The following is a 21,428-nucleotide window of genomic DNA, read 5'->3' on the forward strand; positions in this document are numbered from 1 at the left end:
GAAGCCGCCGCACTGAAGGCCGCATTGAAGACGATTACTCGAACAGCGGCACGATCGCCAGCGGCGCGTTATACGTCACCAGCTGCGAGGTCACTCCCTGCGCCGCTCCCTGTGCATTGAAGCGATAGGTCACGACCGGGAAGTCGTCATCGGCGTCGCCCGCGAACGCCGCGCCGCGCGCCACCGGCAACACCTGTTCGGTCCCGCCCGCGCGCACGCGCACCGCCGCTTCCGCCCCCTTCTTCGGAAACACCAGCCGCACCCCAGCACACTGGCGCGAACGCGCCGTGGCGTCGGTATGGCGCGCAAAGGCGAGCGCCTGTTCGCAGCCGGCGCGCAGCTCGGCCGCCTCGTAGGCGCCGTCGGCGCGCGGCGCCAGCGTCACCCGGGCGCGCAGCGCGAACGGGCCCAAAGCGCGGTTCGGCGCCAGCACCGCGTTCTCGTCGTAGGCCGCCTTCAGCAGCGGCAGCGTGGCGCGGCCCGTGGCGTCGAGCGGCAAGGTGGTCTGCACGGTCTTGCCGTTCAGGACCAGGCCGGCGCCCTCGCCCAGCACGCCCTTCGCTTGCGGCTGCACCTGCAGATGGTTCTGCAGCAGGTGCTTGGGGCCGCCGTATTTTTCGAACAGCACCATCGCGCGGTAGGCGTCGCGATAGCTCACCCAAGCATCGGCACCGGCAGCTGCACCGGCGCGCGCCTGCGCCTGCGCCACGGCCGGAGCGGCCGCGATCAGCAGGGTCAGGCAAGCGCCGAGGTGTGCACGTCGCATCATCAGAACCGGTAGGCGAAGGCGGTCGAAACCGACACATTGGTGGACCGCTCGACGAGCGGGCTATGGCGGGCGTCGTCCGTCAGCCGGATCGCCTGCACTTGCGTGGTGAGCAGCCACGATGGGCTCAGCGCCCAGTTCCAGCGCGCCCCGACGCGCACGTCCTTGACGCCGCCGCCGGGACGATAGGCCGGATTGCCGCTGCTCACGGCTTCGCTGTCGCTGACGCCGAAATAGGCGCGGTTGTAGGCGCTGTTGACCAGCGTGACGCCGGCATTGAGCGAGACCGCATGGTGCGGCGCGAGCTGGAACGCCAGGCGCTGCACGCCGAGTTCCATGCGCGCGCCGTTGCGGTCGTTGCCGGCGCCGGCCAGCACGCTGCTGGTGAGGCGCCATTCGGGCGTCAGGTAATAGTTCAGGAAGGCGCCGCCTTCGACGCGGGTGCCGATGTCGCGCATGCCGGTCAGGCGCGCGCTGCCGGCGCGCTGGGCCGGCATCACCGAGGGGAAGGTCCAGGCGGTGGCGCCGATTTCGTTGCCGGCGCCGGCCTCGTCGCGGTCCGGATGCACCGACAGCAGCGGTCCGTACTCGACGGTGGGACGGTCGGACAGGTGCATCCCCGCGCTCATGCCCGAGATGAAGACGCCGTTGCTCCACTGGACCTGCAGCACCGGCAAGGCGCGCAGCACGCGGCTGTCGCCCCCTTCGTAGCGCGGGCGCGAGACCGCGCCCAGCCCGGCGTACATGTCGCGGCTGCCGTCTGGCATTGGATTGGTGGTCGGCGTCTGCGCGCTTGCGCTGCCTGCGACCGCCAGAACCAAGGCAGTGACCGGGGCTGAAAGCTGTTTCATCGTGAAAGGCTCGGAAGAGTTCGTTGCTGATATTTTACGTCGAGCAAGCCGTGCTCTCCCATCTGGATGCCGCATTCGTCGTTGCGGCGTGCAAATATCTCTGGCTGGTCCGTCGAATAAAAAGAGCCCACCGATGCTTGCACATCAGTGGGCAAACGGAAAAACCTGATGATGGAAGCGATGGTATGCGAGCATCTGGCGCCATTCACCCTCCAGATGTCGGCCAATTGTCGTCATTTTGTAAGTTTCGCCCGAGCGGGCATTGCACCTGTACAATCCCGGGCGGAGAGAACCATGGCCGCATACAACGATCGCTACCGACAGTCACCAGGAGCACGCCCGTGAACCGGATTTTTTTCCGTTTCTTCGTGCTGGTCATGCTGTCGATCACGGCCGCCACCTTCGTCATCTATTTCGCCTTCGCGCGCCTGTTCGGCGACCCGCTCGACGACATCGCGCGGCGCCAGGCCGCGGCCCAGATCTTCCTGCTCGAGCAATACGTCGACCAGGCGCCGGCCGACGAATGGCTCACCCGCCTGAACAATGTGCGCGAAGTGTCCGAGGTGCGCTACGACCTGCTGCCGCTGCAGCAGGCCCGTGCCCAACTTGGCAAGAGCCACCCGGAACTGGAACGCGGCGCGATCGTGATCGACGTCCACGCGCGCGCCTTCTACCGCCGGGTCGACCTGCGCGGCGAGCGCTACATCGGCAGCGACGAGGACGTGCTGGTGGCGCGCAACCTGCCGGTCGACGTCGGGCAGGCGCTCAAGATGGAAGCGCTGCGCTACGTGATCGTGGCGATCGCACTGCTGATCCCGATCGCGCTGTGGTCGCGCGCGCACTGGCAGAGCCTGCAATCGCTGTCGCGCATGGCCGACCAGTTCGGCAGCGGCAAACTGTCGGCGCGGGCGCGCATGCGGCCGTCCGCCACCGTCTACCCGCTGGCCGAGCGGATCGACCACATGGCCGACCGCATCGAGACCCTGCTCGAAGCCCAGCGCAGCCTGCTGCATTCGGTGTCACACGAACTGCGCACGCCGATCGCGCGCCTCGAGTTCGGACTGGAGCTGCTGGACGCGCGCGCCAACGATCCCGACCTGCACCGGCGCATCGCGGCGATGGAAGGCGATCTGCGCGAGCTGAACAGCCTGGTCAACGAACTGCTCGATATGAGCAAGCTCGACAGCGCACGGACGCTGCAGCCGACCGGCGTCGACCTGGCCGCCCTGTTGCATGATTGCTGCGCCACGCTGCCGCCTTCGCCACACGCCGTCGACTGCGAGCTGCAAGGTGACCTGGGTCAGATCGAGGCCGATCCGCGCCTGCTGGCGCGTGCGGTGGGCAACCTGCTGCGCAATGCCCAGAAATACGCGGCCGGCCATGTCGTGCTGTCGGCGCGTCGCGGCCCGGGCGGCGTCGAGATCGCGGTCGACGACGACGGCCCCGGCATTCCCGAGGATGAACGCGAACGTATCTTCGATCCGTTCTACCGCCTCGACCGCAGCCGCGACCGCGCCACCGGCGGCTTCGGACTGGGGCTGTCGATCGCGCGCAAGGCGGTGGCGCTGCATGGCGGTTCGCTGCAGGCCGAGGCATCTCCCCTGGGCGGCGCGCGCCTGGTCGTGCGCCTGCCTGAGCCGGGCCTCGCCGCCAATAAATAAACAATTCGGTTTACTTATTCATAACAGCCGCGTACGCTGGCGAGATTGTCAATGTCGCCAGCCGCCATGAACGACCGCCTGCTGATCGCCACCCTTTGCGCATTGGGATTGCTGTCCACCACCGGCGCATCCTTGCCCTACCCGCTGCTGGCGCCCCTGTTCGCCGACGGCGGCGTGAACGGCCTGAACAGCTTCCTCGGCCTGCCGCCCAAGCTGCTTCTGGGGATCGCACTGATGATCAATCCGCTCGGCCTGCTGATCGGCAGCGCCGTGCTCGGCCCGCTGTCGGACGGTTTCGGCCGGCGCCGCGCGCTGCTGTTGACGACGATTGGCGCCGCGCTCGGCCACCTGCTGACGGCGGTGGCGATGGTGATGGAGTCGTATGTGCTGTTCCTGGCGGCGCGCTTCGTTACCGGTCTGCTGGAAGGCAATGGCGCGGTGATGCGGGCGATCGTGATCGAGCGGATCCAGGGCCCGCTGCGCAACCACGCGCTGTCATGGCTGAACGGCGCCTTCAACCTGGGCTGGCTGGTCGGCCCGCTGCTGGCCAGCGCCACCATGGCGGGCGGCGCGGCGCTGCCGTTCCAACTCGCCGCCGGCGCCCTGCTGCTGGGCACGCTCGGTGTGCTGGTGTCGATTCCGGCGACGCCGGCGCCCACCCACGGCCACGGCTGGTGGAGCATGGCGCGCCGCCGCCATGCGCTGACCTTGCTGCAGCACGCGCCGCTGCGCACCCTGTTCATCGTACACCTCGGCTATTGCTGCGGCGTGGCGGCGCTGTACGAATTCTTTCCGCTGTGGCTGGTGGACGTGGGCGGCTACGACGCACCGCGCATCGCGCTGGTGAACATGGGGATGTGCGCCCTGATGACCACGGCTGCCCTGTTCGCCGGCCGCGCCAGCGCGCTCGACGGCCGCCAGCGCGCCGGCTGGTATGCCGGCATGGGGGCGATGGCGATCCTGTGCGTCGGCTTCGGCAGCCTGGAGGTCGGCATCGCCGGCATCGTCCTGTTCGGCGTGCCGCACGCGTTCTACAACACGGCACTGCAAAGCTGGTCGGCCGACGCCTTCGCCGCCCACGGCCAGGGCGCGGTAATGGCGCTACTGTCGACCACTTTCTGCATCGCCAACATCCTGGTGGCGCTGGCCGGTGGACTATTGAGTCTGGTCGATACGCGTCTGGTGCTGGTGCTGGGCGGCCTGCTGGCGGTGTGGGCCTCGTTCGCGCTGCGCCGCTGGCGCCTGCGCAGCGCGCAGCCGAATCTGGAGGGCGCATGAACACCTTCGAGCGCATCCTGCTGCAACTCAAAATGCGCGGCCCGCAGACCGCGCAGGCGCTGGGCGAACCGCTTGGATTGACCTCGATGGGCGTGCGGCGCCAGCTGGAAGGCGCGCAAGAGAAGGGCCTGGTCGATTGCGAGGATAGCGGCGGCAAGGTCGGACGGCCGGTGCGGCGCTGGCGCCTGAGCGAGGCCGGCCACGCGCGTTTTCCGGACCGGCACGCCGAGCTGACCGTCGACCTGCTGGGCCAGGTGCAGGCGCTGTTCGGCGCGGACGCCATCGAACGCCTGATCGCCACCCGCGAGCAGGCCGGCGAGGCGCTGTACCGGCGCCGGCTGGACGAGGTGGCGCACGCGGCGCCGCTGCTGGACAAGGTGGCGGCGCTGGCCGCGGTGCGCGACGAGGAAGGCTATATGGCCGAAGCCCAGGCGCGCGAGGACGGCAGCGTGCTGCTGCTCGAACACCATTGCCCGATCTGCGCGGCGGCGCGCAGCTGCCAGGATTTCTGCCGTTCGGAGCTGGACGTATTCCAGCGCGTGCTGGGCCCGAGGGTGAAGGTGATCCGGATCGAGCACCAGCCAAGCGGGGGCCGGCGCTGCGCCTATACGGTGACGCCGGTGATGCCCGCGCCGTGATCGTCCTGGTGGACCATTCCGACGAAGCTGCGTCGCTTATTTTCCTGCGGCAGCCCTGGCGACCAGCGCATCGAGCACCTGCGTGGTGGCCTGCATCACGGGCGCCGGGGCATCGATCCGGTTGGCATCGGCCACCAGGTCCGGCGAGGTGACGTATTTGCCGTCGATGATGATGGTCGGGGTGCCGCCGACCTTGTATGCCTGCACTTGCTGCGCCAGGCGGCGCAGCTTGGTGGTCACGCCGAACGAGTTCCACGCTTGCATGAACGTGGCCTTGTCCAGGCCGTTCGAGTTGGCCCAGGCGATGATGTCTTCGTCGCGCAGCAGGCGCTTGCGCTCGACGTGCACGGCGCGGAATACGCGCTGATGGTATTCGTCAAGCTTGCCCATGGCTTCCAGCGTCAGGAACAGGCGCGCTTCCGGGTCAAGCGGCCCCTGGAACGGATAGTGGATGCGCCGCACCACGATATTGTCGCCCTGCTTCTTGATCCACGCGTTCAGGGTCGGCTCCAGCGCGTTGCAGGCCGGGCAGTGGTAGGCGAAGAACTCGACCACTTCGACCTTCTTGCCCACCGCCTGGGTCGGCTGCGGCGCCGCCAGCGTGGTGTATTCGGCGCCGTTGCGCGGCTCGAGCGGCGAAGCATTGGCGAAGCCGGCAACCAGCGCGGCGCCGAGGAGGGCTGCATGCAGGGAACGCATGGTGATCCTTTCACAAAGACGAGATTGGCAAACGAATGGCAGGGTACCATCATTTGCTTACATTTCGTCAATGTGAACCGGGCCGGCGACGGCCCGGCGTCGAGGATGGTGCGGGCGCATCCCGGAAGTATCGGATGCGCCCGCCGGCGGCGTCAGCGGCGCGCGTCCGACACTTCCGGGCGCACGTGGGTCACGCCGTACCACAGGTGTTGCCACCAGTGGTCGCGCGAGTTGACCGTGACCAGGCATTTCTTGTCGACGCCGGACTTGAAGACCTGGTCCTGGCACATATTGTTGACCAGCGCGTTGCGCTGGTTCTCGGCATTGACCAGGGCGATGCAGAGCCAGATGACGGCCAGTCCACAGACGGCCGCCAGCGACCACGCGATGTGGTTCACGTGGCTGGTTTCAAACAGGTCGTCCTCGTTGGGTCGGGACCCTTCGTACATCTTGAGGACTTCGCGTTCGACGTCCTTGCTCATTTGCTTGCGGCTGCCTTTGCGACCAGTGCGTCCATGACCTGGGTAGTGGCCTGCATCAGGGGCGCCATTTCCTGGATCTTGGTGGCTTGCGACACTTGCGACGGCGAGGTCACATACTTACCGTCGATGATGATGGTCGGGGTGCCGCTGACCTTGTAGGCTTCGGCCTGCTGCGACAGGCGGCGCAGCTTGGTGGTCACGCCGAACGAGTTCCAGGCTTCCATGAACTTGGCCTTGTCCAGGCCGTTCGAGGTGGCCCAGGCGATGATGTCTTCGTCCTTCATCAGGCGCTTGCGCTCGACGTGGACGGCGCGGAACACGCGGTCATGGTATTCGTTCAGCTTGCCCATGGCGTCGAGGGTCAGGAACAGGTGCGCTTCCGGATCGGCCGGGCCCTGGAACGGCAGGTGGATGCGGCGCATCACGATATTGTCGCCCTGCTTCTTGACCCAGGCGTTCAGGGTCGGTTCCAGCGCGTTGCAGGCCGGGCAGTGGTAAGCGAAGAACTCGACCACTTCGACCTTCTTGCCCACGGTCTGGGTCGGTTGCGGGGTCGCCAGCGTGGTGTATTCGACGCCATTGCTCGGGTTAGTCGGCGAAGCATTGGCGAAACCGGCAACCAGGGCGGCGGCAACGAGGGCGAAACGCAGGGAACGCATGGTGATCCTTCCACAAGAATGAGTAAGCAAACGACCGGCAGATTACCATTTTTTGGCGCTGCCCTGCTCAAGAGGCGGATTTTTTTGCATTTGCTTACGGGTGAAACAAAAGCCTCGTGCAAATGCGGCATTGCACTCCGCGCCTGCCCTCGGACATCGGCGCCATTCACAGGGCCATCATCGCTTCCTGCCCCACCTCCGGCAAGGCTTACCCGGATCGGTTAGCATGAATACTTTGACGTATCACAAGGAGTCTCCATGGCCACGCTTCCCACCTATTTCGTCTCGCATGGCGGCGGCCCCTGGCCGTGGATGAGGGAGCAGTATGGGCCGGTGTACGACAAGCTGGCCGCATCGCTGGCGGCGCTGCGGCGCGAGGCGGATGCCAGCGGCGCGGTGCGCGCGGTGCTGGTGGTGAGCAGCCACTGGGAGACGCCGCAGTTCATGGTCTCGTCCGGCACCGCGCCGGGCATGATCTACGATTACGGTGGTTTTCCGCCGCACACCTACCAGGTGCAGTATCCGGCGCCGGGCGAACCGGCGCTGGCGCGGCGCGTGGCCGGGCTGCTGAACGCGGCCGGCCAGCCGGCCGGGCTCGATCCCGAGCGCGGCTTCGACCACGGCACCTTCTCGATGCTGTATCCGGTGTATCCGGAAGCGCGCATGCCGGTGGTGCAGCTGTCGCTGCGGCGCGACCTCGATCCGGCGGCGCACCTGGCGGCCGGGCGCGCGCTGGCGCCGCTGCGCGACGATGGCGTCTTGATCATCGGCAGCGGACTGTCGTTCCACAACCTGCGCCAGTTCGGCCCAAGCGGCAAGATCGCCTCGCATGCATTCGACGCCTGGCTGCAGGACACGCTGCTGGAGCACGATCCCGTTCAGCGCGAACAGCTACTGCTGCGCTGGGACGCGGCGCCGCAGGCGCGCGCCGCGCATCCGCGCGAAGAGCACCTGATTCCGCTGCTGGTGGCGCTGGGCGCGGCCGAGCGCGAGCCGGCCGCGTGCGTGTATCACGAGGACGATTTCTTCGGCAGCCTGGCGGTGTCGAGTTTCAGGTTCGGCGCGGCGGCGGGCGCTTGACCGCGTGAACGGGGGCCCCGTCCACCCTACGATGCGTCTGCAGAATCCGTAGGGTGGACGGCTCTGCCGTCCACGCGTTCAACCGGCCACTACAGACTGGTACCGCGCGACGAAACGATCAGGTCCCGCGCTTGCCGCGCGCAGCCTCTTCCGCCTTCAGCGCCGCTTTCTCGGCGGCGATGCGCGCCTTCTCGGCCATCTCGGCCTCGTGCTTCGCCAGGCTCAGCGCGCGGGTCTCGGGCGTTTCCAGGCTGATGCGCCCCAGAGCGCCCTGGCGGTAGTCCTGCAGCAGCGTGTGCGCCGCCTTTTCGTAGTCGTACTCGCCGCCGCGCACGCGGAAACCGCGGCGCATCGCCACGCCTTCGACCACGTCGACGCCGTCCATGCCCTCGGTCTTGAGGCCGTAGCGGGCAGTCAACAGCTGCGGATAGCGCTCCAGCAGCAGGCCGCCCAGGTACTCGGCCACTTCTTCCTCGACCAGCGCATTGGTGCCGATCGCGTGGCTGGCGGCCAGCATCAGGCCGTCGCTCGCCATGGCGATCTTCGGCCACAGCATGCCGGGAGTATCGACCAGCACCACGTTCTTGTTCAGGTACAGGCGCTGCTGGGTCTTGGTCACGGCCGGCTCGTCGCCGACCTTGGCCACGCGCTTCTTCAGCAGCGCGTTCATCAGGGTCGATTTGCCGACGTTCGGAATACCCATGATCATGATCCGCAGCGGCTTGGTCGGCACGCCGCGGTGCGGCGCCAGCGACAGCGCCAGGTCCGGGATGCGCGCCACGTCGGCCGGCTTCTTGGTCGTCATCGGATAGGCAGTCACGCCGTCCTGGGCATCGTAGAAGGCTTTCCAGGCGGCGGTGGCGGCAGGGTCGGCCAGGTCGATCTTGTTCAGGACCTTCAGGCACGGGCGCTGGCGGAACTTGCGCAGCTCTTCCACCAGCGGGTTGCGGCTCGCTTCGGGCAGGCGCGCATCCAGGACTTCGATCACCAGATCGATGTTCTCCATCTGCTCGGCCGCTTCCTTCTTGGCCGCGTTCATGTGCCCAGGGAACCATTGAATCGACATGCTATTGCTCTCTTAATCTTACGTTTAACACGCTATTTTACGCTGCTGGCGCACCGACCAGTATCGTTGGCGCCACAACGGCCCTGCTCCACCCGCATACCGTTGAGCGGTTGCAACACTGTTGACATAATCGACCTGCACACTGGCCTCTTGTCCGCAGTTACCGCCAAGGAGGGAGCAATGCGCGTAAGGGAAAAAGTAAAACGGTCGCTGGCCCGCTGGGGCGGCGTGGCGATGCTGTGCTGCGCCATCGTGGCGGCGTCGATGGCCGAGCATTTGCCGTTGTTTGCGGGATGAGGCGTCAGCGCGCGTCCGGCGCGCAGGCGCTGGCCGGCAACGGCGCCACTGGATCAAACTGCGCCAGCCGGCCGCGCGCGGCGATCCGGTCCCTGGCGTACTCGGCCAGGTAGCGGCTGCGCTCCGCGCTCTGCCATTCGGCGTCCGAGAACCCGTCCAGCGAGCCCGCCGCGCTGGTGATCACCTTCCCCTCCAGGCGCGGCACCAGCAGCCGGTCCGGATCGGCGTTCTCGCGCAGCAGGTAGCCGTCGACGTCGCGCAGCACCAGCGGCAGCGCCGGCGCGCCGTCGTGCAGCAGCTTGCCGAACACCGTCAGGCGCACCTGCTGCGCGCCCGCGCCCAGCACGTCGTTGAAGGTGGCCAGCGCGAACGGCCGGCCCTGCGCGTCGTCGACCCGGCCGCTGACCACGTAGCGCCCCGGCTGGCGCACGTCGAGCCCCAGCACGAACTGCAGCGAGCCGCCGTCGCGCGACTCGCTGCGCTGTCCGGACCAAGTTGCCGGCAGCGCCGGCGAATACAGCACGTCGAACAGCACGAAACCGTCGCGTCCTCCGGCCTTGTAGCGCACCTCGGTGCGGATGGTGCCGTGGAATGCCGCCAGCGGGGTGTCGGCCGGCGCCAGCGCGGCGCTCCAGGCGCCGGCGCCGCCGTCGCGGAAGTCGAGCGTCACGCGCGGCGCCGCCCGTTCGGCGCCGTAGCGCATGCCCTGCGCCAGCGCGCGCGTGACCACCAGCGGCACGCCCTGGCCGTGCGCATCGAGCGCACGCAACGAGAAGGTCGCCGTCTCGCCGGCCGCCAGGTAGACGCGCGACTGGGTGGTCTGCAGCACCACTTCGGGATCGCTGTCGCCGCCCTCGATCCGCATCGGACTCGCCTCCTGCAGCGGCCGATTCGGATACAGCTGGTCGGGGTTGTGGCCGGCCGGGCGCGATTCGTGCGGGTACTGCGAATTCTTCAGGTAGCTGCAATAGGTGTGGTCGGTCAGGCGCACCTGCTGTTGCAGCAGGCGGCGCTGTTCTTCGCGCCGTTCTTTGTTCAATTCCGGCGGCTGCGCCACCTGGATCGGATCGAAGAAGCGCAGTCCGGGCGCCGGCGCGGGCGGCGCTGCCGGCGCCGGGCCTGCGCCGTCGCGCGCCAGCAACCAGATCAGCGGCGCCAGCGCGGCGCAGACGGCGGCCAGCCCGAACGCACTGCGCCGGCCAGGGTCGCGTGCCATCGCGCGCACACCTAATTGGCGGTGGTCGCCATCGCGGCGCGCACCACGCCGATGATGCCGGCCCAGTTGCCGTCGCCGTAGTGGTTGTAGTCTTCGCCGTCGTCGCGCAATTCCACCGAGTGGTAGCTCCACTTGGTGCTGCCGCCCTGGTTGGCGGCAGTGCCCAGGCGCAGGTCGTCGCACAGCCAGTCGCCCGGGTTGCACAGCGAGCGCCCGCCGCTGCCGGCCGCCGCGCCGCTGCTGTGGTAGGCCACCACCTCGTCGTCCTGGCCCGGCAGCAGGAACGAGTAGGCGGTGCCGCGCGCGCCGGCGTACATGTAGAACCAGATGTTGCGCGTGGCGTTGTGGTTGTACATCGCGCGCGCGGTGCCGACCTTCAGGTCTTGCACCAGCGGTTCGGAGGTGGTCCAGGCGCCGGCATCGGCGATCTCGGAGCCGCCCGCCGCGCCCGAGGCGACGCGCACCCACTTGATGTTCCAGCCCGCCTGCGGGCTGGCGCCGCTGGCGCCGCACACGCCGGCCGCGTTCGGCGTGGCGTTCCTGGGCTGGCGCTGCGAGCCGCCGTAGTTGGCCAGCGTGTAGCCGAGCAGCAGGTCGCCGGCGCTGTAGCTGGCGATGTAGCACCAGTTATTACCGGTGCAGAAGCAGTCGAGCGCATCGCGCACGCGCCCGCTCTGCGAGGCGATGCTGCTGCGGCCGTCCCAGTTGACCGCCTTCTTGTTGACGCCGGCCGGCACGCTGTCGGGTCCCCAGTAGCGGAAATCGCTGTAGTTGCCGGGCGTGCCGCCGGGATTGCGGCCGTTGATCCAGAGGGTGTAGTTGGCGGAGTGGGCGAAGCTGGCTGCGCCCAGCAGGCACAGCGTACACAAGGCATGTTTCTTGTTCATGTTCGTCTCCTCTACGCAACGGCACTGTGGTGCCGAGTTAGCGTTAGTGGTCGGGAGATGAACTTGGGTTCCCTCAAACCCGCTGCAAGAATCGACGCCGCCTACTCCAGTTCGGCCAATACCTTGACGTGCGCCACCACGCTGCGCCCCAGCGACGACAGCTCGTACCCGCCTTCGAGGCAACTCACGATCCGTCCGCCCGCATGTTCTTTGGCCACCTTCATCACCTGCCTGGTAATCCACGCATAGTCCGCTTCCACCAGCCCGATCCCGCCCATGTCGTCGTCGCGGTGCCCGTCGAACCCGGCCGACACGAAGATCATCTGCGGCTTGAACGCGTCGAGCGCCGGCAGCCACTGCTCGCGCACCAGCTGGCGCACCAGCTCGCCGTCGCAGCGCTCGGGCACCGGCAGGTTGACGCGGTTCGGCGTCACCGGCTCGACCTCGCTGTACGGGAAGAACGGATGCTGGAAGATACTCACCATCAGCACCCGCGGATCGTCCCTGAAGGCGTCGGCGGTGCCGTTGCCATGGTGGACGTCGAAGTCGACGATCGCCACCCGCTCCAGCCCGTGCGCCTCGAGCGCATGGCGGGCCGCGATGGCGACGTTGTTGAACAGGCAGAAGCCCATCGGCTCGGTCGGGGTGGCGTGATGGCCCGGCGGGCGCACCGAGCAGAAGGCATTGTCGATGCTGCCGGCGATGACGGCGTCGGTGGCCGCCACCGCGGCGCCGGCCGCGCGCAGCGCCGCCTGGTAGCTGTAGTGATTGAGCGAGGTGTCGCCGTCGAGCGGATAGTAGTCGCCCGGCGCGGCCGGCACCTGGTCGCGCACCAGCGCCAGCGCGCCCGGGGTGTGGTTGCGCAGGATCTGCGCGGGTTCGGCCAGCGGCGCGCTGCGCTGCTCGACCAGGTCCGCCACCCGCGCCAGGATCAGCTGGTCGTCGATCGCCTGCAGCCGCGCCGGGCTTTCCGGGTGCCAGCTGCCCATCTCGTGGCGCATGCAGTCGGGGTGGCTGTAAATCGCTGTGCTCATCGTGCTCGTGTCTCCGCTTTCATCCATCTCCCCCTGCGGCGCCGTTCTCGCATAGAATCCCCTGACGGCTTGTTGCTTTGCAGCAGGTGGGTTGCCAATGGCGTTAATCTACCATGACGGCAGCACGCCTCGCACAGGGCTGCGCATCGCACCATCACAGACACCAACCGGAACCCGATCCATGTTCAACAAACTGCACGCCGTCGCCCGCCAGGTCAACCAGGTGGTGGTCGGCAAGGACCAGCAGGTGCGCCTGGCCCTGACCTGCATGCTGGCCGGCGGCCATCTGCTGCTGGACGACCTGCCGGGCGTGGGCAAGACCACGCTGGCGCATGCGCTGGCGATCTCGCTCGGCCTCAAGTTCAACCGCGTCCAGTTCACCAGCGACCTGCTGCCCGCCGACGTGGCCGGCATCTCGATCTACGAGCGCGAAAAGAGCGAGTTCGTGTTCCACCCCGGCCCGATCTTTACGCAAGTGCTGCTGGCCGACGAGATCAACCGGGCCACGCCCAAGACGCAATCGGGCCTGCTGGAAGCGATGGAAGAGCGCCAGGTCTCGGCCGACGGCGTCACCCGCCCGCTGCCGCGCCCGTTCTTCGTGATCGCGACCCAGAACCCGGCCAACCAGGTCGGCGTGTTTCCGTTGCCCGAGTCGCAGCTCGACCGCTTCCTGATGTGCCTGACCCTGGGCTATCCGGACGCCGCCGCCGAGCGCGCCCTGCTGATGGGCGAAGACCGGCGCAGCATGCTCAAGACCCTGGAGCCGGCGATGCAGCCGGCCGAGCTGTCGGTGGCGCAGCGCGCGCTGAAGGAAATCCACGCGTCAAGCTCGCTGGTGACCTACGTGCAGGCGCTGGCGCAAGCATCGCGCCAGAACGGCCTGTTCGCCGAAGGCCTGTCGCCGCGCGCCGCGCTGGCGCTGCTGCAGGCCGGGCGCGCCTGGGCTGCGCTCGAGGGACGCGACCACGTGCTGCCGGAAGACATCCAGGCGGTGCTGGTGCCGGTCTGCGCCCACCGCCTGCGCCCGCTGCGCGCGGCGCACGGCACGGCCGTCGCCAGCCGCGACCTGGTGCTGCAGCTGCAGAAGTCGGTCCCGGTCTGATGGCCCAGGGCTTTCGCGGCTGGGTACGACGCAGCACGGGGGCCTGGCTGCCGCGCGCCGGCACCTTCGACGCCGGCGAAATCGAGATCAAGAGCCGGCGCGTGTTCATTCTGCCGACCCGCGCCGGCCTGGGCTTCGCGGCGCTGCTGCTGGTGCTCCTGATCGGATCGGTCAACTACTCGCTCGGCCTGGGCTTCGGCCTGACCTTCCTGGCGCTGTCGTGCGCGCTGGTCGACATGGTCGCCACCTACCGCAACCTGGCCCACCTGCGCCTGCAGCAGGGCCGCGTGGCGCCGGTGTTCGCCGGCCAGGAAGCGCAGTTCGAGCTGCTCCTGACGAACCGCACGCGCCTGGCCCGCTACGCCGTGTGGGCCGATTTTTCCAACGTCGCCGAGCCGCGCCACGCAACCGACATCGCGCCCGGCGCCCAGGCCATCGTGACGCTGTCGCTGCCCACCAGCACGCGCGGCTGGCTGGCGCCGGCGCGCGTCAAGCTGTTCACGCGCTTTCCGCTCGGGCTGTTCCAGGCCTGGAGCTACTGGCGGCCGGCGGCGCGCGCGCTGGTCTACCCGCGCCCCGAGGACGGCGCCCCGCCGCTGCCGCTGGCCGGCGGCGCCGGCAACAACTCAGGTAACAGCGCACGCCCGGGCGGCAACGACGATTTCGCCGGCGTGCGCAGCTACCAGCCGGGCGACTCGCCGCGCCAGATGGCGTGGCGCCAGATCGCGCGGCTCGATCCCGACATCGGCGGCCAATTGGTGACCAAACATTTCGAAGGCACCGGCGGCGACCAGCTGCTGCTCGACTTCGACGCCGTGCCGGCGCAGCTCGACGTCGAGCTGCGCCTGGCGCGCATGACGCGCTGGGTGCTGGAGGCCGAGGCGCGCGCCCTGCCCTACGCCTTCCGCCTGGGCGCGATCCGCTACGACGCCGCGGTCGGCGCCGCGCACCAGGCCGCGTGCCTGCGCGCGCTGGCCTTGCATGGCAGCGGGGAAGCGCCATGAAAACGACCGTGAAGCCGGGCGCCATCGCGACGCTGCCGCTGACGCGCGACAAGGCCGACACCATGCTGCTCCTGGCCAGCGCGGTGCTGGTGCTGGCGCCGCACGCGGCGCACCTGCCGCTGTGGGTCTCGCTGCTGTGCGGCGTCACCTTGCTGTGGCGCGCCCTGATCACGCTGCGCGGCCGGCGCATGCCGCCGGCGCTGGTGCTGCTGCCGATCGCGGCCGGCGCCATGATCGGCGTGCAGTTCAGCTACGACACCCTGATCGGCAAGGACGCCGGGGTCGCGATGCTGGTGCTGCTGGTGGCCTTCAAGATGCTCGAGATGCACGCGCGCCGCGACCTGTACGTGGTGATCTTCCTGTGCTTCTTCCTGGTGCTGACCAACTTCTTCTATGCCCAGGGCATCGGCACCGCGCTCATGATGGTGGCCTCGATCCTGCTGCTGCTGGCCACACAGCTGTCGTTCGGCTTCACCGGCGCGGTGCCGCCACTGCGCATCCGCCTTGGCATGGCGGCGCGCACGCTGGCCATCGCGGCGCCGTTGGCGGCCGTGCTGTTCGTGGTGTTCCCGCGCATCCAGGGGCCGCTGTGGGGCATGCCGGGCGGCGCCGGCTCGGGCAAGTCGGGGCTGTCGGAACAGATGGCGCCGGGCCAGATGTCGAACCTGGCGCTGTCCGAAGAGCCGGCCTTTCGGGTGCGCTTCTTCGGCCGCGCGCCCGAGAAGGCGCAGCTGTACTGGCGCGGCCCGGTGCTCGATGCCTTCGACGGCCTGACCTGGAGCCGCGGCCCGGACCGGGTGTCGGGGCGCAACCTGCACCTGGCGGTGGGCGCGCCGGCGCTCGAGTATGAAGTGACGCTCGAGCCGTCGCGCTCGCGCTGGGTGTTCGCGCTCGAGATGGCGGGCGAGCTGCCCGAGGTGCCGGGCCACCAGGTGCGGCTGTCGTCGCAGTTCGAACTGACGGCCGACGCGCCGCTCGACGCGCGCCTGCGCTACCGCGCCAGTTCGCACACCGACTACGCGCTGCAGCGCGACCCGGCGCTGGAAAACGCCGGGCGCTGGCTGCTGCTGCCGTATGGCTTCAACCCGCGCGCGCTGGCCGAAGGCCGCGAACTGCGCAAGCTGGCCGCGCCGGCGCAGCGGGTCGAGGCGGTGCTGCGGCGCTTCCGCGAGCAGCCGTTCTCGTACACGCTCGAGCCGCCGCTGCTGGGCCGGCACACGATCGACGAGTTCCTGTACGGCGCGCGCGTCGGCTTCTGCGAGCATTATTCGGGCGCGTTCGTGTTCCTGATGCGCGCCGCCGGGGTGCCGGCGCGCGTGGTCACCGGCTACCAGGGCGGCGAGATCAATCCGCTCGACGGCTTCATGACGGTGCGCCAGTCCGACGCCCACGCCTGGGCCGAGGTCTGGCTCGAGGGACGCGGCTGGACCCGGGTCGATCCGACCGCGGCGGTGGCCCCCGAGCGCGTGCATCGCGGCCTGGGCGCCTCGGTGCCGCGCCCGGCGCCGTTCGGCATCGACGCGCTGCGCGGCATGAATCCGTTCGGCGGCGACGGCAATGCGTGGCTGGCGCGCCTGCGCGACGCGGTCAATGCGGCCAACAACGGCTGGAACCAGTGGGTGCTGAACTACACGCCCGAGCGCCAGCGCGGCGTGGTGCAAGGCTTGCAGGACAAGCTGCTCGGCTGGCCTTTTGCCGTCTTGTTAACGTTTGTGGTTGCTGCATTAATGATCGTAAGATTTTTCCGGCGCCGCAGGGAAATCGACCCGGTCGATGCTCTATACTTGGCCCTGTGCAAGCGCCTTGGGCAGGCAGGACTGGCCCGGGCCGCCGATGAAAGTCCGAGCGCGTATGCCGCGCGCGTTGCCGCAGATGGCGAGGCTCCTGCGGGCAAGCTGGCGCCGCAGGCGCGCGCCGCGGCGCTCGCATTCCTGCAACGCTACAGCGCCTGGCGCTATGCGCCGCCGCGGCGGGATCCTCGATTGACCGCCACATTGAAAAGTCTATTGTCGCAAGTCAGATGAAATTTGTTCCCCTGTTTGCCGCGCTGGCGCTTGCCGCCGCCGCGCATGGCGATGCGTTCGCCGCCACCAAAGACACCCAGGCACGTGCGGCGAAAGCCAAAGCCGTCGCGCACGCCAAGGCCAAGGCCAAGCGGACTTCGAGCCGCGCTGCCAAGGGCGCAGCCGTGGCCGCAGCCGGCGCTGCCGCCGGCGCCGCCGCGATCGACTTCGACGGCGAGCACGTCAACTTCCTCGAATGGATGCCGGTGCGCGAATTCGTCAACGAGATGGTGACCCAGCGCGGCTTCGATCGCGCGGCACTCGAAAAGCTGTTCGGCCAGGTGCGCTTCATCGATTCCGCGGTGCAGCTGGTCAAGCCGGCGCCGCCGGGCAAACCCAAGAACTGGCAAGCCTACAGCGCCCGCTTCATCGAGCCGATCCGTATCAATGCCGGCGTGCGCTTCTGGAACGAGAACGCCGAAGCGCTGGCGCGCGCCGAGGCCGCGTACGGCGTGCCGGCCGAGATCATCGTCGGCATCATCGGCATCGAGACGATTTATGGGCGCGACACCGGACGCTTCCGCGTGGTCGACGCCCTCACCACGCTCGCCTTCGCCTATCCCGAGACGCCGAACCAGGCCGCGCGCAAGGCTTTCTTCCGCGAGGAACTGGCCAACACCCTGGTGCTGTCGCGCGAGCGCAATGAAGATCCGTTCTCGCTGCTGGGCTCGTTCGCCGGCGCGGTCGGGATGCCGCAGTTCATGCCGGGCAATATCCTGAAATACGGGGTCGACTTCGACAACGACGGCCACGTCGACCTGCGCGGCTCCAGCCAGGATGCGATCGGCAGTGTCGCCAACTTCCTGGTGCAGCACGGCTGGAACGCCGAGCACCGCGGCCCTCCCGTGTTCGCGGCCGACGTGTCGCCCAACCGCGCCTGGGAACCGCTGCTCGACCGTGGCCTGGCCGCGACCCTGCGTCCGGAAGAACTGCGCCAGGCCGGCGTGGTGACCTCGGCCGGGCTGCCGGGCGATCGCTTGTACGGCCTGGTCGACCTGCAGAACGGCGCCGAGCCGACCGAGTATTGGGTGGCGAACGATAATTTCTTTGCTATTACCAAATACAATCGCAGTTACTTCTATGCCATGTCGGTCGTCGAACTCGGCCGTGCGGTGCGTTTGTCACGCGGCGGCTGACCCTTTCCCGACAGGAAACTTTGTAATCGTTTGTAACAAGTTTCCCGCCTGCCTCTCTCCTTGTCCTGCGTTATCTGTCCACATACCCCCCAGGGGTATGCGGCTGCATAGCAACTATTCTTAGCGGAAACACCACTTTCCCGCCTATACCCCCCATATTCTTGGCATTTAGTCAGCAGTAATCGTACCGTGCGGCATCATATCCTTGTTGCTCCTACACTAAGCCTTAAAGAAAAAACAATTATTTTCTCAGTGAGTTTATGAGAGAATTGCATTGCGGCTATTGTTGCACTGAGACAACGAAATCCGAAAACGCGATCTTATTCCAGCTTGCTCCTAAGTATCGGAATAAAAATAGTTGTACAATTGAATAGAAAATTACGAAATTAAACTTCTGAAATCGAAACGCCGCCCGCGATTTCGCCCAACCCCATATAGGAATTTGAATCATGACAAACCAAGTCGGCATTGATATGAACAGCGATTCGGAAGGCGACGAACTGCTGCAATACAACCCGAACCGTCTGCTCGACACCCTGATCGAGAACCTGCGCCTGAAGAACGACGCCGCCCTGTCGCGCGCGCTGGAAGTGGCCCCACCGGTGATCTCGAAGATTCGCCACCACCGCCTGCCGGTCGGCGCTTCGCTGCTGATCCGTATGCACGAAGTCAGCGACCTGTCGATCCGTGACCTGCGTTACCTGATGGGCGACCGCCGCGCCAAGTTCCGCATCAGCGACAAGCAGTTCAAACCGAAGGAAGGCGCCGTTCCGGCAGCCAAGGACTGATTGCCGCGGCGCCCGCCTGGATGCGGGCGCCGGCATGCGATCGGTTTCATGGCGCGCCTTGCACGCCAGCCAGTAGTGCGTACGCCCGCGCGGGTGTACGAGCCGCCGCATTGGCGGCAGAAACAACAAAGCCGCCCGTGACCCGGGCGGCTTTATTTTTGGGCGCTGCTTAACGATCGCCGGGTTGGCGGCTTCGCCGCCGATGCGGTGATCGTTCGCAGCAAGATCATCGGGCACGCAATCGGAGGCGACAACAATCGACGCGTCGGCGGCGGAGCCGCCAACCCTACGCCGGGCCAGCCTTCAATTACGCCGGGAACACGCCGGTCGACAGGTAGCGGTCGCCGCGATCGCACACCACGAACACGATGGTCGCGTTCTCCACGGTCTGCGCCACGCGCAGCGCCACTTCGCAGGCGCCGGCGGCCGAGATGCCGCCAAAGATGCCTTCTTCGATCGCCAGCCGGCGCGCCATCTGTTCGGCGGCGGCCTGGCTCACGCTCTCGACCTGGTCGACGCGCGCCTTTTCGAAGATCTTCGGCAGGTAGGCTTCCGGCCACTTGCGGATGCCCGGGATCGACGAGCCTTCTTCCGGCTGGGCGCCGATGATGCACACCGCCTCGTTCTGTTCCTTCAGGTAGCGCGACACGCCCATGATGGTGCCGGTGGTGCCCATGGCGCTCACGAAGTGGGTGACGCGGCCTTCGGTGTCGCGCCAGATCTCGGGGCCGGTGGTTTCGTAGTGGGCGCGCGGGTTGTCGAAGTTGGCGAACTGGTCGAGGATGATGCCCTGGCCGTCCTTCTGCATCTGCTCGGCCATGTCGCGCGCGTATTCCATGCCGCCCGATTTCGGGGTCAGGATGATCTGGGCGCCATAGGCGGCCATGCTCTGGCGCCGTTCGACCGACAGGTTGTCCGGCATCAGCAGGATCATCTTGTAGCCGCGGATCGCCGCCGCCATCGCCAGCGCGATGCCGGTGTTGCCGCTGGTGGCTTCGATCAGGGTGTCGCCGCGCTTGATCTGGCCGCGCTCCTCGGCGCCGCGCAGCATCGCCATGGCGGCGCGGTCCTTGACCGAACCGGCCGGGTTGTTGCCCTCGAGCTTGGCCAGGATGATGTTGTTGCGGGCCGCGATCTCGTCTCCCGGCAGGCGCTGCAGCTGCACGAGCGGCGTGTTGCCGATCGTGGCTTCGATGGTCATGTATGCCATTGCTTTCTCAAACCTTTGCGATACCAAAGCGTCATTTTAATCCGAGAAGCAATAAAGCGTCGGGGCGGGCCGCATTGCCATCGCGCGCCCTCCCCGGTGCTGCCGTGGACAATGAAAAAACGCGGCGCCGGTTAACATGCCCGCTGTTCATGAGCACGCCACTTCGGTAATTACAGCGTCCTTGACAACATGCCGGCTGCTGCGAGAAGCACGACCACAATCCATGGGGGCGCTTTCCAGGTGGTAAGCAGCAAGAAACCTGCAAGCGCTACCGCAAAGTCTCGCGCATCGAGCACAGCGCCAGTCCAGACAGGGTCATACAGCGCGGCGCCAAGGATGCCGACGACTGCTGCGTTGGCGCCGCGCATGGCGAACTGGGCGAACGGATGCAGACGAAACCGGTCCCAGAATGGCAGCATCCCGTACGCGAGCAGGAGACCCGGAAGAAAAACGGCGACCAGTGCAACGGCTGCGCCGCTCAGCGTGTCCGCGGACAGGTTGGCTGCTGCACCAAGATAGGCTGCAAAGGTGAAGAGCGGACCTGGGACGGCTTGCGCCATTCCGTACCCGGCAAGAAAGGCTTCCTTGGTGATGTGCCCAGGCGTGACCATCTCCGCCTCCAGTAGCGGCAGCACGACATGCCCGCCACCGAAGACTAGCGCACCGGAGCGGTAGAAGGAATCGAAGAGGGCAAACTGCTCGTTTCCTGTCAGCGCAACGAAAACAGGCAAGGCGATCAGCAACGTGGCGAACAGGACGACTGCTGCAATGCCGGCGCGACGTGTGACCGGAAAAACCAGCTGTCCATGGGCCGCAACGTACTGCCCCCGGCAGAGCCACACCCCTGCGAGGGCCCCCAGGGCAATGGCCGCCATTTGTCCGATCGCGCCGCCGAAGAAAATCACGATCAGCACGGCGCCCAATGCGATCGCTGCGCGCTGCCTGTCGGGTGTCAGGTTTCCAGCCATGCCCCAGATCGCCTGAGCGACAACGGCCACGGCAACCAGTTTGAGTCCATGCAGAAAACCTTCTGCCAATGGTCCAGTGAATGCTGTGGCTCCCAGCGCGAACGCACATAGAACAATGGCAGACGGCATCGTGAAGCCCAGCCACGCCGCCAGCCCGCCCAATAAGCCATTACCGCGCAATACGCCCAGGGAAAAGCCAACCTGGCTCGACGCTGGTCCCGGCATGAACTGGCACAAAGCGACCAGGTCGCCATAGCTGGCATCGTTCAACCAGCGCCGCCGTACGACGAATTCGTCCCGAAAGTAGCCAAGATGAGCAATCGGACCACCGAATGAAGTCAGGCCAAGTTTCAGGAAGACCCAAAAAATGGAAAGAAGAGAATCGGTCGTGTTCGAGCAGGTCGTGCCATCGTGTGGATCGGTCGTTTTGTCGATTGAGTGCATGGAACATCCCGGACAGCAATATTTTGACGATGATCCGTGGCGATGACTATTCGGTCAGGAAGGCAATAAAGATCATGGCGATGCATGGCGCGCGTGCGC

General features: G+C 67.2%; 20 protein-coding genes. 9 read left to right on the forward strand and 11 right to left on the reverse strand.

What is annotated here, in order from left to right; genetic code table 11:
* Window positions 1-34 precede the first annotated feature (34 nt).
* Both QPK27_RS06510 and QPK27_RS06515 read right to left on the reverse strand, forming a co-directional pair.
* Entirely contained in the window at window positions 35-769 is a 735-nt protein-coding gene (locus QPK27_RS06510) for a hypothetical protein (protein WP_290417390.1), read from the reverse strand.
* Window positions 769-1,617, reverse strand: a complete 849-nt coding sequence (locus QPK27_RS06515) for a MipA/OmpV family protein (protein ID WP_290417391.1) — start codon at window positions 1,615-1,617, stop codon at window positions 769-771. The genes QPK27_RS06510 and QPK27_RS06515 overlap by 1 nt, the downstream gene beginning before the upstream one ends.
* 341 nt (window positions 1,618-1,958) lie before the next feature.
* Here QPK27_RS06515 and QPK27_RS06520 point away from each other — a divergent pair, with 341 nt between their 5' ends.
* From QPK27_RS06520 to QPK27_RS06530, 3 genes are all read left to right on the forward strand, one after another.
* Window positions 1,959-3,278: an ATP-binding protein gene (locus QPK27_RS06520; protein ID WP_290417392.1), complete on the forward strand. Its 1,320-nt coding sequence runs from the start codon at window positions 1,959-1,961 to the stop codon at window positions 3,276-3,278.
* Between the two features lie 66 nt (window positions 3,279-3,344).
* Window positions 3,345-4,556 (forward strand): MFS transporter, encoded by a 1,212-nt coding sequence (locus QPK27_RS06525; RefSeq protein ID WP_290417393.1) that lies wholly within the window; start codon window positions 3,345-3,347, stop codon window positions 4,554-4,556.
* The gene (locus tag QPK27_RS06530; protein WP_290417394.1) at window positions 4,553-5,194 is read left to right on the forward strand and encodes a metalloregulator ArsR/SmtB family transcription factor; all 642 of its coding nucleotides are present in this window, start codon (window positions 4,553-4,555) and stop codon (window positions 5,192-5,194) included. The genes QPK27_RS06525 and QPK27_RS06530 overlap by 4 nt, the downstream gene beginning before the upstream one ends.
* A 36-nt stretch (window positions 5,195-5,230) precedes the next feature.
* On the opposite strand, the gene QPK27_RS06535 is transcribed toward QPK27_RS06530, so the two are convergent.
* The 3 genes from QPK27_RS06535 to QPK27_RS06545 all read right to left on the reverse strand — a co-directional run bounded on the left by QPK27_RS06535 (window position 5,231) and on the right by QPK27_RS06545 (window position 7,034).
* A complete protein-coding gene (locus QPK27_RS06535; protein ID WP_290417395.1) occupies window positions 5,231-5,893 on the reverse strand; it encodes a thiol:disulfide interchange protein DsbA/DsbL in 663 nt (220 codons plus the stop codon).
* 152 nt (window positions 5,894-6,045) lie between these two features.
* Window positions 6,046-6,375, reverse strand: coding sequence for a hypothetical protein (locus tag QPK27_RS06540; protein WP_290417396.1), 330 nt, complete (start codon window positions 6,373-6,375; stop codon window positions 6,046-6,048).
* The gene (locus QPK27_RS06545; RefSeq protein WP_290417397.1) at window positions 6,372-7,034 is read right to left on the reverse strand and encodes a thiol:disulfide interchange protein DsbA/DsbL; all 663 of its coding nucleotides are present in this window, start codon (window positions 7,032-7,034) and stop codon (window positions 6,372-6,374) included. The genes QPK27_RS06540 and QPK27_RS06545 overlap by 4 nt, the downstream gene beginning before the upstream one ends.
* 258 nt (window positions 7,035-7,292) lie before the next feature.
* On the opposite strand from QPK27_RS06545, the gene QPK27_RS06550 reads away from it, so the two are divergent.
* Entirely contained in the window at window positions 7,293-8,114 is an 822-nt protein-coding gene (locus QPK27_RS06550; protein WP_290417398.1) for a class III extradiol ring-cleavage dioxygenase, read from the forward strand.
* A gap of 118 nt (window positions 8,115-8,232) precedes the next feature.
* On the opposite strand, the gene ylqF is transcribed toward QPK27_RS06550, so the two are convergent.
* From ylqF to QPK27_RS06570, 4 genes are all read right to left on the reverse strand, one after another.
* Window positions 8,233-9,180: a ribosome biogenesis GTPase YlqF gene (gene ylqF / locus QPK27_RS06555; RefSeq protein WP_290417399.1), complete on the reverse strand. Its 948-nt coding sequence runs from the start codon at window positions 9,178-9,180 to the stop codon at window positions 8,233-8,235.
* A gap of 301 nt (window positions 9,181-9,481) precedes the next feature.
* Window positions 9,482-10,693: a hypothetical protein gene (locus QPK27_RS06560; protein WP_290417400.1), complete on the reverse strand. Its 1,212-nt coding sequence runs from the start codon at window positions 10,691-10,693 to the stop codon at window positions 9,482-9,484.
* Window positions 10,694-10,704: 11 nt separating this feature from the next.
* On the reverse strand, window positions 10,705-11,580 hold the full coding sequence (locus QPK27_RS06565) for a hypothetical protein (RefSeq protein ID WP_290417401.1): 876 nt from the start codon (window positions 11,578-11,580) through the stop codon (window positions 10,705-10,707).
* 101 nt (window positions 11,581-11,681) lie between these two features.
* Entirely contained in the window at window positions 11,682-12,614 is a 933-nt protein-coding gene (locus tag QPK27_RS06570; RefSeq protein ID WP_290417402.1) for a histone deacetylase family protein, read from the reverse strand.
* A gap of 181 nt (window positions 12,615-12,795) precedes the next feature.
* Here QPK27_RS06570 and QPK27_RS06575 point away from each other — a divergent pair, with 181 nt between their 5' ends.
* From QPK27_RS06575 to QPK27_RS06595, 5 genes are all read left to right on the forward strand, one after another.
* Window positions 12,796-13,716, forward strand: a complete 921-nt coding sequence (locus tag QPK27_RS06575; RefSeq protein ID WP_290417403.1) for a MoxR family ATPase — start codon at window positions 12,796-12,798, stop codon at window positions 13,714-13,716.
* Window positions 13,716-14,720, forward strand: coding sequence for a DUF58 domain-containing protein (locus QPK27_RS06580; protein WP_290417404.1), 1,005 nt, complete (start codon window positions 13,716-13,718; stop codon window positions 14,718-14,720). Before QPK27_RS06575 ends, QPK27_RS06580 begins: the two co-directional genes overlap by 1 nt.
* Window positions 14,717-16,744, forward strand: coding sequence for a DUF3488 and transglutaminase-like domain-containing protein (locus QPK27_RS06585; RefSeq protein WP_290417405.1), 2,028 nt, complete (start codon window positions 14,717-14,719; stop codon window positions 16,742-16,744). Before QPK27_RS06580 ends, QPK27_RS06585 begins: the two co-directional genes overlap by 4 nt.
* The gene (mltB, locus tag QPK27_RS06590; protein WP_290417406.1) at window positions 16,741-17,919 is read left to right on the forward strand and encodes a lytic murein transglycosylase B; all 1,179 of its coding nucleotides are present in this window, start codon (window positions 16,741-16,743) and stop codon (window positions 17,917-17,919) included. The genes QPK27_RS06585 and mltB overlap by 4 nt, the downstream gene beginning before the upstream one ends.
* A 449-nt stretch (window positions 17,920-18,368) precedes the next feature.
* The gene (locus QPK27_RS06595; protein WP_005669009.1) at window positions 18,369-18,707 is read left to right on the forward strand and encodes a hypothetical protein; all 339 of its coding nucleotides are present in this window, start codon (window positions 18,369-18,371) and stop codon (window positions 18,705-18,707) included.
* Between the two features lie 307 nt (window positions 18,708-19,014).
* On the opposite strand, the gene cysM is transcribed toward QPK27_RS06595, so the two are convergent.
* A complete protein-coding gene (cysM, locus tag QPK27_RS06600) occupies window positions 19,015-19,917 on the reverse strand; it encodes a cysteine synthase CysM (RefSeq protein ID WP_290417407.1) in 903 nt (300 codons plus the stop codon).
* Between the two features lie 170 nt (window positions 19,918-20,087).
* The gene (gene chrA, locus QPK27_RS06605) at window positions 20,088-21,329 is read right to left on the reverse strand and encodes a chromate efflux transporter (RefSeq protein WP_290417408.1); all 1,242 of its coding nucleotides are present in this window, start codon (window positions 21,327-21,329) and stop codon (window positions 20,088-20,090) included.
* Between the last annotated feature and the right edge of the window lie 99 nt (window positions 21,330-21,428).

This window comes from Massilia sp. YIM B02443, assembly GCF_030411955.1.
Lineage (GTDB): Bacteria > Pseudomonadota > Gammaproteobacteria > Burkholderiales > Burkholderiaceae_D > Telluria.

What these genes read in the sequence shown, in the direction of transcription:
- QPK27_RS06535 (WP_290417395.1), bottom strand. Translation starts at nt 5,893, where the DNA reads ATGCGTTCCCTGCATGCAGCCCTCCTCGGCGCCGCGCTGGTTGCCGGC.
- QPK27_RS06595 (WP_005669009.1), top strand. Translation starts at nt 18,369, where the DNA reads ATGACAAACCAAGTCGGCATTGATATGAACAGCGATTCGGAAGGCGAC.
- QPK27_RS06545 (WP_290417397.1), bottom strand. Translation starts at nt 7,034, where the DNA reads ATGCGTTCCCTGCGTTTCGCCCTCGTTGCCGCCGCCCTGGTTGCCGGT.
- QPK27_RS06540 (WP_290417396.1), bottom strand. Translation starts at nt 6,375, where the DNA reads ATGAGCAAGGACGTCGAACGCGAAGTCCTCAAGATGTACGAAGGGTCC.
- ylqF (WP_290417399.1), bottom strand. Translation starts at nt 9,180, where the DNA reads ATGTCGATTCAATGGTTCCCTGGGCACATGAACGCGGCCAAGAAGGAA.
- QPK27_RS06565 (WP_290417401.1), bottom strand. Translation starts at nt 11,580, where the DNA reads ATGAACAAGAAACATGCCTTGTGTACGCTGTGCCTGCTGGGCGCAGCC.
- chrA (WP_290417408.1), bottom strand. Translation starts at nt 21,329, where the DNA reads ATGCACTCAATCGACAAAACGACCGATCCACACGATGGCACGACCTGC.
- QPK27_RS06530 (WP_290417394.1), top strand. Translation starts at nt 4,553, where the DNA reads ATGAACACCTTCGAGCGCATCCTGCTGCAACTCAAAATGCGCGGCCCG.
- QPK27_RS06560 (WP_290417400.1), bottom strand. Translation starts at nt 10,693, where the DNA reads ATGGCACGCGACCCTGGCCGGCGCAGTGCGTTCGGGCTGGCCGCCGTC.
- QPK27_RS06570 (WP_290417402.1), bottom strand. Translation starts at nt 12,614, where the DNA reads ATGAGCACAGCGATTTACAGCCACCCCGACTGCATGCGCCACGAGATG.
- mltB (WP_290417406.1), top strand. Translation starts at nt 16,741, where the DNA reads ATGAAATTTGTTCCCCTGTTTGCCGCGCTGGCGCTTGCCGCCGCCGCG.
- QPK27_RS06580 (WP_290417404.1), top strand. Translation starts at nt 13,716, where the DNA reads ATGGCCCAGGGCTTTCGCGGCTGGGTACGACGCAGCACGGGGGCCTGG.
- QPK27_RS06510 (WP_290417390.1), bottom strand. Translation starts at nt 769, where the DNA reads ATGATGCGACGTGCACACCTCGGCGCTTGCCTGACCCTGCTGATCGCG.
- cysM (WP_290417407.1), bottom strand. Translation starts at nt 19,917, where the DNA reads ATGGCATACATGACCATCGAAGCCACGATCGGCAACACGCCGCTCGTG.
- QPK27_RS06515 (WP_290417391.1), bottom strand. Translation starts at nt 1,617, where the DNA reads ATGAAACAGCTTTCAGCCCCGGTCACTGCCTTGGTTCTGGCGGTCGCA.
- QPK27_RS06575 (WP_290417403.1), top strand. Translation starts at nt 12,796, where the DNA reads ATGTTCAACAAACTGCACGCCGTCGCCCGCCAGGTCAACCAGGTGGTG.
- QPK27_RS06525 (WP_290417393.1), top strand. Translation starts at nt 3,345, where the DNA reads ATGAACGACCGCCTGCTGATCGCCACCCTTTGCGCATTGGGATTGCTG.
- QPK27_RS06585 (WP_290417405.1), top strand. Translation starts at nt 14,717, where the DNA reads ATGAAAACGACCGTGAAGCCGGGCGCCATCGCGACGCTGCCGCTGACG.
- QPK27_RS06550 (WP_290417398.1), top strand. Translation starts at nt 7,293, where the DNA reads ATGGCCACGCTTCCCACCTATTTCGTCTCGCATGGCGGCGGCCCCTGG.